Genomic DNA, 12,385 nt, shown 5'->3' on the forward strand with positions numbered 1-12,385 from the left:
GGGAAACCCCTCCGAAACCCCTCGTTACTAATCGAGATCAGTGTCTACCCACCGCGTCACCTCAGCGGTGACTGTTTTCTGAATCTGGAACGCATCAAAAGACTTGTAAAGCTTGTGCGCGAGATCCGACGGCATCGTGGGAAGGCCCTTTTCCTTCAGGAGCAGAACTCTTTTTTGCTTGGCCATCATGTATCCGACTTCCAGTGCGACATTCGGATTCGAACTTCGCGAATGCATGTCCTCATAGACCGCGATGCCGAAGTTGCAGCACGTCAGATAGACCTCGATGTTCGCCCAAAGGTCGTCGGCGTAGTCCTTTTGGTCCGCTCGCACGCAGTGCAGTCCACGGTCGTGGAGCGCGGCCGCAATGGAGGCATAGACCTCCTCCAGCTGAGGCGACGGGTTAAAGCTCATCATCACGAAAAAATTCTTGGATGGCTCTGGATGGTCCCGCAAGAACCTCTCGAAGTTCGGTTGAAGATGCTCCAGTCCGGACGTCCCGCTGAGACGGCCAAGCGTCTGGGACCGTTTTACTTCGTCCACGTGGGATTGCACCGCCTTCTTGATTTGAGCCGCCCGCGCCGCTCCGGAGGACTTCCAGGGGAGCTGGACTGTGGCCTCAATGTCGCGCTGTCGCGCAAGCTTCATCACCTTGGTGAACTCAGACATTGACCAAAGATCGACAGTGTCCTGCATGAGATGGAACTCGGTGAAGCCACCCGAGTTCCTTTCGAAAACGACGATCGCTTTGTTGCGGTCGGTCATTGCCAAAAGATTCCAAGGCCGCCATAGCGGTGATTCGAATATATTGATGCCCTCGCGCTCCAGCGCCACCTCAACGGCCTCGGCAAATTCATCTACGACCGAGCAGAGAATCGTTTCGTCAGAATCGGTCATATTGCCGGTACGGTGCGACATGCCTTGCATCGTGATTCCCACTTCAGGCCGCCATTCCCCTAGTCCGCTGCCTCACCTTATCGTCCTGCCAAGACCAGCCAGTTGTGACGGTGAATGTGCATCTGACCGGTAGATTGGCGACGAGCAGTGATCAGCTCCACAAACAAGGGACAGCAGTGCGCGCACCGGAACTTTCTCTATTCGACGTTTTTGGCGTCTCCCGCGAAATCCCGCTCAACTACGTCGTACGAGAGAAGGTCGACGGCGTCTTTCTGGATGCGCTTACACAGCACAAGCACCTTGTAATTCATGGGAGCTCGAAGCAGGGGAAGACGAGCCTTCGCAAGCACACGTTGCCGTCAACTGATTACATCATCGTCACCTGCTCTAACAAATGGAACTTAGCTGAGCTGCATGCAGCCATACTCAAGGCCGCCGGTTACAAACTTGAGGGGACGACGATTCGTACCACCTCCGGTGATCTGAAAGTGAACGCCAAACTGGGCGCAAAACTCAAATTGCCGTTCATCGGTGATGCCGGGGCAGAGGTTGGCACTGAAGCGAGTGAAGCCACGGCCCGATCTGAAGCCGAAACGTCCCTTGAACTGGATGCCGCTGATGTGAATGACATCATCGATGCCCTTGACAAGTCCAATTCACCGAAACGAATTGTCCTTGAAGACTTCCACTACCTACCAGAGGAAACTCAAACCGACTTCGCCGTCGCGCTCAAGGCATTCCATGAAGATTCGGCTTACTGCTTCATCGTGGTCGGTGTCTGGTTGGACGAGAATCGTCTCCTTCAACACAACGGCGATCTCGGGGGACGGCTCCTGTCGGTCAACGCTGACAAATGGACTGTCGAGGAGCTGAAGTCCGTCATGAACGTTGGCAGCGCACAACTGAATATCAAATTCACTCCTCAGTTTATGGATTCTCTTATCGACGGTTCCCTCTCCAGCGTCTGGATTGTGCAGGAGGTGTGCAAGCTCGCGTGTGAGCGCGCCGGGGTCTATGCCACTCAAGAGAATTGCGTAGTGATCGATGACGATGTTCCCGCATTGATAACCCAAGTCGTTAATCAAGACACGGCGCGCTATGTGGGCTTTCTCTCCCGTTTTGCAGGCGGCATTCAAAACACGCGGCTCGAAATGTTCCGATGGATTCTGATGTCTGTATTGCTCGCGGAGTTGGAAGATCTGACCCGAGGACTGACCTATGGATGGCTCACACAGACGATCAACATGCATCACCCGACAGCTCCCGTTAACGCAGGAAACATCACGCAGGCATTGCAGTCCACGGCTTCCCTGCAGCTCGTACACATGAAGCTGAAGCCCATCATTCTTGATTACAACCAGACTGCAAGGCGGCTCACCGTGGTGGACAGAAGCTTCATGATCTGGCTGCAGCACCAAGATCGCGCCGCGCTGATCTCGGAACTCGAATTAAGCTGAGGTTGAATCGCGCACGTAGGCGTCGAAGCGGGTGACGTGCTCCGTGTAGTCGCTGGGGTACAGGTGCGCATAGATGCTGTCCGTCGTGGTGACGCTGGCGTGTCCGAGCCAGCGGCTCACCTCGTAGGGCTTGAACCCGGCGGCCAGCCACAAGCTAGCCGCCGTGTGGCGCAGGTCGTGCACGCGCATCTCAGGCAGACCGACTGCGCGTAAGGCGGGTCGGAAGTAGTTTCGTCGGAAGCTCCCGACGTCCAATACGCGCAAAAAGTCCACGGCATGGGTGCCGACTGCGCGACCCGGCCAGAACAGGGCTGCCGAGTCGCCGGAATGCGGGTGCATCATCTTGTATTTCCGTAGCTCAGCAATCAGGCCGCTGTGCATGAGTGGTACGTCGCGGGTGGAGCGCCTTGACTTGGGCGTTCCGACTACCCACTCCCCTGCGATCTTGTGCAACGTCTGGCGCACTCGAATGTGTCCCGCTGCGAGGTCGACGTCGCCGACACGGAGACCCATCAACTCGCCCGCCCGTAGGCCTGTGAAGGCGGCGAACCGGACCAGCAGCCCACCCGGGGCAGAGGCATCCATCGCCGCGCTGACACGCTCCACATCTGCTGCCGTGAGGAATGCTGGAGCGAACGCATCAGCCGTGTGTGCTTTGGGTAGGCGAACCCCGTCGCAGGGGTTGTAGGTGATGAGCCTGTCGTCAGCGGCGAATTTGAACGCCTTCCGCAGTCCGACGTAGCAGTGGTGGACTGTCGCAGGAGCGAGCCCCTTGCCAGATAGCGCGACGATCCAGGTTTGGACCTCTGCTCGCGTGATCGTGGAGATGCGACGGTGGCCGAACTCGGGTAGGACGTGATTTCGATAAACGGATTCAGAGCTTCGGTAGGACAGCGGCTTCAACGCCGGTTTGCTGGCGGCCAAGGATGCAGCGACAACGTCGCCGAGTGTCTTGGAGTTCTTCACCAGCGGCTCGGTGCTTGTGCCGTCGGCCAGGTCGTTCTCCACCTTGAGCGCGAATCTCTCGGCCTCGCGCTTGACCTTGAAGGAACGCTGCTTGAATGCAGACCCGGAACGCCACCGAACCTCGTATGCAATGCCTGTCTTGCGTTCCACTTCGCGTACGTGGGCCATCAGTACTGCCCTTTCTTGGCTGTGGGGATTCGGGAATCAGGGCGGAAGGTGCCGAGTTCCCAGTCGGGTTCCGTGGTCGCGGACCAGATGTAACGGGCATAGATCCGAACGGCGTGCCCGCCGTAGAGCTGCACGATACGGACGACGACGGCAGGGTGGTCGTCGGACTCCATCACCACGTGGCCGGGGCGAAGCTCACTAGCGGGCACACCTGTAGTGATCGGTCGCAGGTTGTATGCAGTTCCGAGGGTCTGGTGTTCGGAACGGGTGCGAGGCGCGACGCTCATGCTGCTGCCTGCTCTGCGGATCGGCGGACGACGCCGCCAACGACGGTGTGTGTCCATTGGCCGGCACCGCTCTGGGTGGGTACGCCGTCGGCGTTGAGCTGGCGAGCGATAGCAGACAAGCTGAGTCCAGAGGCGCGGTGGTCGAGGATCGCGGCCTGCACCTCGGGCGTGACCTGAGAGGGCTTGCCGAGTTGGACGCCTTCAGCCTTCAGCGCTGCGAGCGCAGCAGAGGTTCGCTCGCCGATCAGCTCACGCTCGAACTGCGCCACCTGCATCAGCACCCCGGCGATGAAACGCCCTGTTGCGTTGCCCGTATCCAGGTCGAAGTCCAGTACCGCGATGGCCCACCGCTGCCGTCGGGAAATGGCAAGCAAGCCGCTGAAGTCGATGACCGAGCGAGATAGGCGGTCGAGCTTGGCTGCGACAAGGCCGTCGGCAGCACGCTGCTTCCGTGTGCGCAGCACGGCGAGCGCGGCTTGAAGGCCAGGACGGTCGGTGTCCTTGCCAGACGCACCATCGTCGACGTACCAATCGACAATCTCCCACCCCTTGACGGTCGCCGCCGAGAGGATCGCTTCACACTGCGCGTCGATGCCGAGGGACGTGTCGCGACTCCGGTCGGCGCGGCTGATGCGCAGATACCCGAGCATGCGCTTGCTCATGAGTCGGCGCCCAGACCGTCGAAGGGCTGATTCCACCAGCGCTCGTGCACCACTTCCCACACGTCCTCACCCGGGATCAGCCCGAGCGTCGAGCCATCCTCCCATTGCACGTGCACCGTGCCTGCGTCGTCAATGTGCTCGACGGTGCCAGTCGTGCCCGGAGCGAGCCGAGTGTGCGCGTCCGAGGTGCTCACAAGGCGCAGGATCGCGCCGGGGCAAAGGGCGCTCATGCCTGCACCGGCTCGGTGGCCGTGGCCGGAGTGGCCTTGAGCGTGGCAGGCTTGGCCGCTGCGGCACGAACGAGTGTCTCCTTGGGCACAGCCTTGGTCTTGGGTTCGGGCTTGGGCGCTGTGGCCTTGGCGTAGGCAGCCTCTGCGGCGGCGAGGCGACGTGCAGCCTTGGCCTTGGTCTCCGCTTCGAGTTCGGCTGCACGGTCGGCGATGCGCTTCTGGTTGCCGTCGCTCTTCTGGAACGTCCCACGCAGAGCGGAGGCGAGGTAGACCGACAGCGGGTCCACCTTGTAGCCGGTCTGCTCCTCCAGCCAAGCTGCGTAAGCGGCGATAACCGGCGTTACTTCCTTGGCCGCGTAGTGAGCGAGAGCCGGGGTCTTTTTGGTGTTCGACATTGTGGTTTCTCCTTGGTCGTTTCCGAGCGGTGATCCTCGTCACCGCTCGGAGGAAGTTAAACCTGCTTTTGTTGCAAATGGCAACAAAGCATCTGCTGGCCATTTGGTGGCAGATAATCGGGCGACCCATACCGGCCTCACGGAACGCCTAGTTCGTGTGGCCCTGGCCATCCTCATGTGGCTCCGGGTCCGATAGGCCCTTGGTCCGGGCTGCCCACACCGCCCGCTGAGCCAGATCGTAGGCTTCTAGCCACAGCTCCGGGTCTTCCGCCTGGATAAGCACGTTGACGACGGCTAGAGACCAGACCTGCGCCTGACGAATCTGGCGAGCGCGCTCGTCCATCAGCCCTGACCCGAGTTCCTGCCCAGTCCGCGACTGGAGAAGTTGGCTCCACGGTCCCGGGCCAACATGTACTCCTCGCGGGTGAGCTGTGAGGCGCGTGTCTCGGGTTCGGCTGGGGACTGGGCGAGCAGTTCCCGCTCCTGCGCTGCACGCTCCTCGGTGCTGACCTTCGGACGCGTGCGCTGTGGAGTCAGAGCCTTGCGCTCGGCACGGTCTGCCTCCCGTCGGTCATGATCCTTCTCGCGTTCCTCCGTGTCGTCCACGACCTCTGCGTCTAGCACGTTGGGGTCCTCGTCCCTGTCTTCTGCCACGTCCACCAACACGCCCTCCAGGACGTCTTCGTATGTGGGTCTTGCAGTAACGCCGATCTCGATCTCCTGCTTGCTCGCGAGGCCTGCCCGATCGAGGCCGTCACGGATGGCGACCAGGCGCGCCTGCACGGGTTGCTTGTCGTCCAGAGCGATCCTCAATAGTGCGGACATCAGGTCGTCCGCGCGCATCAGGAGCCTCACCTGTGCCGCAGCGCGTACCTGCGGGGCAGCGCCGCCATGCATCCGACACACAGCAGCACCGTTGATCGGTCGGTTCCCACATGGCTGTCCATTGCGTCTCCGTGCCTTACATAGGGTCACACCATGTAAGGGGTTCAAGCTCTTGCCGCTCATGTCATTTCTCCACTTCAATGGTCAGTGCAGTTCTGGTCTTCGTCCTTGACGGGGTGCCCGAAGAACCCGGCGAAGAACCCTGTGTGCTCCTAGAGCGGGTTCTTCTTGATTTACTGGGTTCTCTCTCGGGTTCTTCAGGGAGAGCGAGTTCTTCGTCGGCCCTGATGAGCGCCCCATCCGCCGTGAGCGACTCGGGCCCCTGAAGAACCCGCTCGGAGAGCTTGAGTTTCGGGAAGAACCCGCTCTGCCCGTACGCAGGGTTGTTAGCGGTTTCTTCAGTGACCCACTCCCACCCGCTTGCCATGCCGCCCTTGTTGGAGTTGACCTTCGGCCGGCACCGACTTCGAGCGCGCCCGATCTGGCTCTTGCTGAAGCCCTCGGACAGGCCCACCGACAATCCCTCAGCAGCATCAACACGCCCGTTGTTCTCCGCCATGAACGTCTGGAGCCAGCGCACAACTTCGTCCACGTCGGTGGGGCGATTGATGATTTCTGATACCGACACGGAAGTCGCTCCGAGCATTTCGACTTGAGCCACATGGGCGTTTTCCCCGTCGTCTAGCTCGACCACGGTGTCCACGAGGCGGTAAGCCAGCGACCCTGCTTCGATGCGTGCGTAGTTGCCCTTGTCTTGAGACAGCACGACGGAATCGTTGTCCTCATCGAGGGCAAACAAGATGACCGAGCGGGCTGCATCGCGATAGGCGTGACTTCCGGAGAGCTTGTCGGACACATGCCCTGCACCCTTGTTGAAGTGCATGATCCCGAGGATGACGGTGTCGGTGTCGGATGCCAGTCGAGCCAGCGGGTCCAGCACAGCACGGACGTCTGCCACCTTGTGGTCGTCGCCCTGGATCGTGGACGTGATCGGGTCAAGAATGACGAGCCGAGCTTTGGTTTGCTTGATGGCCTCGGCGATGAGCGGTATGTCCTCTGGGAAATTGGGGATTCGCTCGCCAGTTTGGGCGTCCTCGGTGTACTCGATGGAGAGCCGGTAAAAGGCGTCCATGTCGGCTCCGGCAGCGGTGAGTCGCGGCTTCATCTGCGTCTCCCAATCGTCTTCCACGCTGACGTACAGAACCGAACTGCGCTCGTCTTGGAAGTCACCCGGCAGCCGCCCGAATTGCGCCTCAACCGCCGCCCAGATTGCGAAGGTGGATTTCCCGACTCCGCCGCGTCCTGCAAACAGCGTGAGAGTGCCCACCGGCAGGCGGTCCTCCCACAGGAATCGCTGGCGACGAGAGCGGATTTTCGAAGCGGCCTGGACAATAACGCGGCTCTCGGGTGCAGACTTGGGCGTCGACTTCTTCGCCTCTCCAACCAACGACGGGATGTCCTCCGGCTCGATCTGAACGAGGTCTTCTAGGCCGTGATCTGAACAGTGATCGCGCAGATCCTTACCCACTGCAGAATGAACAATTTCCAGTTGTTCAGCGTCGACACCTACGGACTGCAACGACTGGTAAACCGCGAGGGCGTGCCGGTAGCCCGCTGGATCGCGGTCGGCGATGATCGTGATGAAGCTTGAAGTGTGACGAAAGTGCTCTGAATGCGCAGTCGTCCATTTGCCAGCTCCGCCGGAATTGCAGGTGGCAACGCTGTCATACGCGGAGCGCGCGGCCTCCACGTCGCTCTCGCCCTCCACGATCAACACCTCCTCGCCAGTGTTCAGCGCTTCTGCCAGCTCAGGCAGCCGATATGGAAGGGGCTCCACGCCCTCCATGTTGTAGACCCACTTGCCCTTCAACTTCGGGTCAGGTCGGCGCTGCTGGAACTTCTTCCCGGACCGACGGACAACTTCGTACTTCAGGTTGTTGTCCTCGTCCGCGTACTTATAGACCGCCTCCTCGGTACTCGGTGCGGCGAGGTCCGACCACTTCAGGCCGAGCCTGGCGATCACATCGGCCGAGTCGCATCCAGCCTTGCAATCCAGAAGTACCTTGCCCGTGTCGCCCCAAGCGACGGAAAGAGAAGCTGCACGATCGTCGTGGTGCGGACACAAGGCTTGGTACTGGTCCCCGCCGCTGTGCGTCACGCCCTCAAGGAGGTCGATTAGCCGTTTCAGGGGTGGTGGAATCTCGGGGGCGTTCCCCGGTTTTGATGCCATAGCGCGCCTACTTCGCGTCGCTGCGGGAGCCGAGAATCCAGTTCTCGATGTCCTCGGCGGCGATCAACACCACGAGCCCTCCGGGCCGCGCGTACTGCAGTCTTCCCGATTGGGCTGCGCGCCGGGCCTGCCGTTCTGTGATCCCGTACTTCTCAGCCAGCGGGTGCTCAGGCACCTCGCTAAACCTGTAAACCTGCTTGCTGTTCGTTTTGCTTGCCATGAGCGAGTTCCTGTCCCGGGTGGCCGGGAGGGGTCCATTAACGACAAAAGCCGAGCTTGGAACCCTCCCGACGAATTGTCGAAATGGTCCTCTGCTCGGCTAAACGGTTCCCTGCGTCTGTCAGATCTGCATGAGACCGACACGTCTTCGCTACAACCGTCGCCGGGCGTAACAGCTTTCCACTGGGAACTTCGCTTGGCCGCGTACCTCCAGTCATCCCTCAGGGCGCTTTCGGAACAGCGGTACTGCTTTTCTTGATCTTGGTTCTAGCCGGATTGACTCGGCTTGGTTTAGTTTACTTCAATGCGGTTCGGCGCCGCTCGGACGGCTATCTGAGACGCATTTTCCATCAAGGTTCGAGAGTTGGTGCGTAGCGTTCCAAGGCGTATTTCAAACGCACCGTCTGAAAGTCGAATGCATCGACTGTGGTCGGAACATCGCAGTACCACTCCAACCCCTCACAGCCCAACTCGTCCGTGGCGCGGATGAGGTCCAAGCCCAGGAGGGGAACGCGTGCGCCCCGACTGAGTGGTCCTCGGAAGTAGAGCATTTGGAAGCTGTGCGCTACTTCCCAGGCGGACAGCCGAGCGCCGTTGTCCTTCCACTTCGCGAGACGCATACTCGCCTCCGTGACAGTTCCACGCGTGAGCGGGCGTAGACAATCGGCAGGGGCGGACACGTATCGGAGGGTGGCCAGCGACACGGCTGGAAGCGCCAGCATTCGCGTCTTGGATGTGAGGCCTGGGTCGGGTTCGTCCTCCACATCCCAGAAGACCTCGTGATAGTTCTCGAACGGGCTGACAAGCGGCACAAACGCTGCCCGCGGTACAATCGTTGATACAGACATTCGGTTTCCTCCTGATGATTCTGTTCCGGGATGATCGACCTCGGCAGGCGTGCACCTCACTCGGGCGCGGCTGCCGGGGTTGTTCTCTTACTGCCAGCGCGGCGATAGGTCGATGGGCCGAAAGTTCTCCCGCGGCATCATCGAGAGTGTCTTCTGCACGGCTGCGATCGGGTCGGCGATTTTCGCACGCAAGGACGCCGCACTCCTGCCGTAGCTCTGTTGGAGTCCCTGCATCCTGTCGACCTCATGGCGCAGCTTGGTGTAGCGGCGCGTGAGTTCAGCCGTGTCCTGTCCGCGCCGCAGATCGTCTCGGACGGCCTCCAGTTCTCGTAGTAGGGCGAAAGCCCCTTCGACGCTCGTCCTGCCGCGAGAAACGTGTTCCTCCGCCTGCGCAGCAATCACCTGCTCCATCGGTCGGACTCGGTCAAACACCTCGTCATCCACAGCGGCGATGGTCCGACGCTCCACCTCTGAGTTCGGATACGATGCGTTGCGGGCGGCGATGCGAGGTGCATCGAGGGCGTCTTCCGCGACGGACGTCACAAAGTAGTGACCCGGCTGGACTGCTGGCTGGGTCTCCTCGACGTCGCTGCCGTCGGGACTGTCGACCTTCTTGATTCCTGGGATCGTGCTCACGATTGCGTCCTTTCCTAGCCCCGGCGCTGCATGCGCTCGCGGTGCTGACGTTCGATGTCGGGGTTGGCTGTGTTCTGGATACGGGCGAGGGTTGCACGACGCTTGTCCTCCGCAGCGAAGGCCTCGGCGAATTCATCGGCCATCGCGTCGAGCCGCTGCGCGAGGGAGTCTGTTGCGACCTCAAAGTCGGTCGACGTCTCAGCGAGAGCCTTTTCGAGAAACTGGCTCCGACCGTCGCGCGGGTACTCGGGCAGTCCCGTCCTCGGGTCCGCTTTACCTTGCGCGGTTGGAGCTGGGATGAAGCTCCTCTGGTAGTGGGGTCCTGGCATTGTTCATTTCCTCTCTCGGTGGGTAGATCCTGATTGCTTGGTGGTGGCGAGCGCAGCGGCGACCTCCGGATAAACAAGGCCATACGGTTGCAGCCCAGCGAGCAGCGCTTGACGCACGAATGTCGCCTTACTGGTTCCGCCCGACAGGGCGACGAGGGACGTTATCGCCGCGTCGACCTCTGGCGGCACCATGAGTCCGATCCGCACCCCTCGGGTGATGCCCTGAGATGGTCTGGCCATGGGTTCCTCCGTTGCTTGCCGGTTAGTGACGTCACTAATTTAAACTGATCGGGAATCAAATGGCAACAGAGGTCCGGAATCAAATGCCTGATGAAGTGCACTTTTGGAGTCCACAGCGTCAAGCGGCACGAGGTCGGAGAGAGGGAGACTTGAGGGTAAACAAGGAGGAAACCATGCCCAACTACGAAGCCCCAGACTCCAGCCTGTACAACCACAACGGCAGCAATTCGACCGAACGCAGCGAGTTCCAAGGCGACGCCGGTCAGCAATACACCACGCCTAGTGGTGCCCCTCGCGGCCTGTCCGTCGGGGAACGCGCCGCGTTGCTACGCCGGGAGGGGATGCGCCCCGGCTCGCCGTACGGACCGTCGCGGCGCGTCAACTACGACGACGCCACCAATCCGGACCCCGGCTCGATTCAACTCACGCCAGGATTCCGCCGCAACTGAGCCAGAGCGTGGCGAGGATGGCCGCTCACGCAGGATTCGGACAGATTGGGCCGCTCGCCCGCTCTGCTCCCGTCCGCGTGTCCTCGGCCAACCTCGCCACGCTAGGCGAGTCGCACAAGCCCGCATTCCGGGCACTGCCACAGCGGCCGTGCCTCGGAACCGCTGACTTCCATCCGCACGAGGCACCGCCCGGAGTTCGGGGTCTCGAAGTCCTCGCCTTCCATGGCCAGAGCATAAACCCTCCGAAACCCCTCCGACCGCGCTGAACCGGCGCAAACCGAAGCGAACCGACGCGTCCGCGATTTGCCGTCCCGAACCGACTGCAGCCCGCTAAATCACTGGGCAGAACGGTTCAGATCGGTTTACCCGGGACTGCGCCGGTCCGCCTCGGTTGGGTGTACCCACGTTCTTTTAATCCTTGGGTCGTCGGTTCGAGCCCGACGGGGCCCACAGTTGTGGCGCGATAGCGCTGTTATCGCCGCCAGGGCCGCCACGGTGTCGGCTCCTGGCGGGCGATCTTGCCGTAGTGGTCAACGGTGAGAATCACCGATTCGACCTTGCGGTTGAGGATGCTCAGGATCACCACGAACAGCCACAGTCCCCAGGTGAAGAACGTGAGGAACACGTTCAGCCAGAAGCGGATCCGCTTGGTGCGCTGCAGAACGGCCTGGTTGCCGGCGACACTGCTCACGGTCCAGCCGTCGGCGGCATACCGGGCGACCTCGTAGTTCAGCAGCTCGGTGCGCTGCTCCAGGGTCAGTGCGCCAGACTCAAGTGACATGCGAGCCCCAATCGGTTGATACCCGCAGCATAGAGCCGACACCGGGCGAAACCCACCCGCACCTCGACTTACTTCGAATTTGCTGTGCTGGGCGTGCGCACGGAATGTGCTGCGAGTATGCGGTGTTTCTCCCTGTGTTGACGCTCATACTGTTGTGCTGGTCTCCAGCCGCGGGCGCGCAATCTGCGTTTGTGCCGCGGATTGGCGCAACCAACGAGCGTCATGGGAGGAGCCCTAGTGCGCAAGAACATCGATGTCGAGGTTGAAACCGGCGTGATCGAGAAGTACCGCAGGCACCCCAACGGAAACGGCTGGGTGTCGGCCAAGGCGCGCGTGGCGCCGAGCGCGTTCATCTCGGAGACCGCCTACATTGAGTCCGGCGCCCAGGTGGGCCGTGACGCCTGGGTCGGCCCTGGCAGCTGGATCGACCACGACGCGATCATCCTCGACCGGGTTTTCGTGGGCCAGAACGTGCACATCGGCCAGGGCAGCCTGGTCGATCGCGGCGCCCACCTGGGCAGCCACGCCCGCATCGGCCGCGACGTGCGCATCGGCGCCGACGTGCGCCTCGAGCGCGACACCCGGGTGCCCGACAGCACGGATGTGGGCTTCGAGACCCTGGGCGCATCCGCTCGCCGCGCGCACGGCCTGGCCGCCTGACCGGGGCTTAAACCGACACGAGTCTGGCCTCGCGCCGGGCGTGCTG

15 protein-coding genes and 1 pseudogene are annotated in these 12,385 nt (G+C 61.4%); 3 read left to right on the plus strand and 13 right to left on the minus strand.

Annotation, left to right across the window (positions count from 1 at the left end; genetic code table 11):
- Positions 1-27: 27 nt before the first annotated feature.
- Positions 28-918: a hypothetical protein gene (locus CTB96_RS18205; protein ID WP_110128188.1), complete on the minus strand. Its 891-nt coding sequence runs from the start codon at positions 916-918 to the stop codon at positions 28-30.
- Between the two features lie 83 nt (positions 919-1,001).
- On the opposite strand from CTB96_RS18205, the gene CTB96_RS18210 reads away from it, so the two are divergent.
- Entirely contained in the window at positions 1,002-2,354 is a 1,353-nt protein-coding gene (locus CTB96_RS18210; protein WP_219993289.1) for a hypothetical protein, read from the plus strand.
- Here CTB96_RS18210 and CTB96_RS18215 read toward each other — a convergent pair.
- The 11 genes and pseudogenes from CTB96_RS18215 to CTB96_RS18270 all read right to left on the minus strand — a co-directional run bounded on the left by CTB96_RS18215 (position 2,346) and on the right by CTB96_RS18270 (position 10,209).
- A complete protein-coding gene (locus CTB96_RS18215) occupies positions 2,346-3,488 on the minus strand; it encodes a tyrosine-type recombinase/integrase (RefSeq protein WP_110128190.1) in 1,143 nt (380 codons plus the stop codon). The genes CTB96_RS18210 and CTB96_RS18215 overlap by 9 nt on opposite strands.
- Entirely contained in the window at positions 3,488-3,697 is a 210-nt protein-coding gene (locus CTB96_RS18220) for a hypothetical protein (protein WP_146215856.1), read from the minus strand. Before CTB96_RS18220 ends, CTB96_RS18215 begins: the two co-directional genes overlap by 1 nt.
- 74 nt (positions 3,698-3,771) lie before the next feature.
- Positions 3,772-4,437 (minus strand): recombinase family protein, encoded by a 666-nt coding sequence (locus CTB96_RS18225; RefSeq protein WP_110128192.1) that lies wholly within the window; start codon positions 4,435-4,437, stop codon positions 3,772-3,774.
- Entirely contained in the window at positions 4,434-4,667 is a 234-nt protein-coding gene (locus CTB96_RS18230; protein ID WP_110128193.1) for a DUF4314 domain-containing protein, read from the minus strand. The genes CTB96_RS18225 and CTB96_RS18230 overlap by 4 nt, the downstream gene beginning before the upstream one ends.
- The gene (locus CTB96_RS18235; protein WP_110128194.1) at positions 4,664-5,062 is read right to left on the minus strand and encodes a hypothetical protein; all 399 of its coding nucleotides are present in this window, start codon (positions 5,060-5,062) and stop codon (positions 4,664-4,666) included. The genes CTB96_RS18230 and CTB96_RS18235 overlap by 4 nt, the downstream gene beginning before the upstream one ends.
- A 342-nt stretch (positions 5,063-5,404) precedes the next feature.
- Entirely contained in the window at positions 5,405-5,905 is a 501-nt protein-coding gene (locus CTB96_RS18245; protein WP_146215857.1) for a hypothetical protein, read from the minus strand.
- A 48-nt stretch (positions 5,906-5,953) separates the two neighbouring features.
- A pseudogene (locus tag CTB96_RS21050) lies at positions 5,954-6,070 on the minus strand (hypothetical protein); the annotation flags it as partial.
- A 1-nt stretch (position 6,071) separates the two neighbouring features.
- Positions 6,072-8,177 carry an AAA family ATPase gene (locus CTB96_RS18250; RefSeq protein ID WP_110128197.1) on the minus strand — a complete coding sequence of 702 codons (2,106 nt, stop codon included), beginning with the start codon at positions 8,175-8,177 and terminating at the stop codon, positions 6,072-6,074.
- Positions 8,178-8,184: 7 nt separating this feature from the next.
- A complete protein-coding gene (locus CTB96_RS18255) occupies positions 8,185-8,397 on the minus strand; it encodes a hypothetical protein (RefSeq protein WP_110128198.1) in 213 nt (70 codons plus the stop codon).
- A gap of 934 nt (positions 8,398-9,331) precedes the next feature.
- The gene (locus tag CTB96_RS18265; protein WP_110128200.1) at positions 9,332-9,880 is read right to left on the minus strand and encodes a hypothetical protein; all 549 of its coding nucleotides are present in this window, start codon (positions 9,878-9,880) and stop codon (positions 9,332-9,334) included.
- A gap of 14 nt (positions 9,881-9,894) precedes the next feature.
- A complete protein-coding gene (locus CTB96_RS18270) occupies positions 9,895-10,209 on the minus strand; it encodes a hypothetical protein (RefSeq protein WP_110128201.1) in 315 nt (104 codons plus the stop codon).
- A 413-nt stretch (positions 10,210-10,622) separates the two neighbouring features.
- Here CTB96_RS18270 and CTB96_RS18275 point away from each other — a divergent pair, with 413 nt between their 5' ends.
- Positions 10,623-10,898 (plus strand): hypothetical protein, encoded by a 276-nt coding sequence (locus tag CTB96_RS18275; protein ID WP_110128202.1) that lies wholly within the window; start codon positions 10,623-10,625, stop codon positions 10,896-10,898.
- 472 nt (positions 10,899-11,370) lie between these two features.
- Here CTB96_RS18275 and CTB96_RS18280 read toward each other — a convergent pair whose 3' ends face one another.
- Complete coding sequence (locus CTB96_RS18280; RefSeq protein WP_110128203.1) at positions 11,371-11,679, minus strand: hypothetical protein; 309 nt, start codon at positions 11,677-11,679, stop codon at positions 11,371-11,373.
- A gap of 237 nt (positions 11,680-11,916) precedes the next feature.
- On the opposite strand from CTB96_RS18280, the gene CTB96_RS18285 reads away from it, so the two are divergent.
- Entirely contained in the window at positions 11,917-12,339 is a 423-nt protein-coding gene (locus CTB96_RS18285; RefSeq protein ID WP_181397333.1) for a hypothetical protein, read from the plus strand.
- Positions 12,340-12,385: the final 46 nt, after the last annotated feature.

It is taken from the genome of Cryobacterium arcticum (assembly GCF_003185895.1).
Lineage (GTDB): Bacteria > Actinomycetota > Actinomycetes > Actinomycetales > Microbacteriaceae > Cryobacterium > Cryobacterium arcticum.

Bases quoted from the DNA above. Each gene is read 5' to 3' on its own strand.
- CTB96_RS18205 (WP_110128188.1), bottom strand. From the start codon at position 918: ATGTCGCACCGTACCGGCAATATGACCGATTCTGACGAAACGATTCTC.
- CTB96_RS18215 (WP_110128190.1), bottom strand. From the start codon at position 3,488: ATGGCCCACGTACGCGAAGTGGAACGCAAGACAGGCATTGCATACGAG.
- CTB96_RS18225 (WP_110128192.1), bottom strand. From the start codon at position 4,437: ATGAGCAAGCGCATGCTCGGGTATCTGCGCATCAGCCGCGCCGACCGG.
- CTB96_RS18230 (WP_110128193.1), bottom strand. From the start codon at position 4,667: ATGAGCGCCCTTTGCCCCGGCGCGATCCTGCGCCTTGTGAGCACCTCG.
- CTB96_RS18235 (WP_110128194.1), bottom strand. From the start codon at position 5,062: ATGTCGAACACCAAAAAGACCCCGGCTCTCGCTCACTACGCGGCCAAG.
- CTB96_RS18245 (WP_146215857.1), bottom strand. From the start codon at position 5,905: ATGCGCGCGGACGACCTGATGTCCGCACTATTGAGGATCGCTCTGGAC.
- CTB96_RS18250 (WP_110128197.1), bottom strand. From the start codon at position 8,177: ATGGCATCAAAACCGGGGAACGCCCCCGAGATTCCACCACCCCTGAAA.
- CTB96_RS18255 (WP_110128198.1), bottom strand. From the start codon at position 8,397: ATGGCAAGCAAAACGAACAGCAAGCAGGTTTACAGGTTTAGCGAGGTG.
- CTB96_RS18270 (WP_110128201.1), bottom strand. From the start codon at position 10,209: ATGCCAGGACCCCACTACCAGAGGAGCTTCATCCCAGCTCCAACCGCG.
- CTB96_RS18275 (WP_110128202.1), top strand. From the start codon at position 10,623: ATGCCCAACTACGAAGCCCCAGACTCCAGCCTGTACAACCACAACGGC.
- CTB96_RS18280 (WP_110128203.1), bottom strand. From the start codon at position 11,679: ATGTCACTTGAGTCTGGCGCACTGACCCTGGAGCAGCGCACCGAGCTG.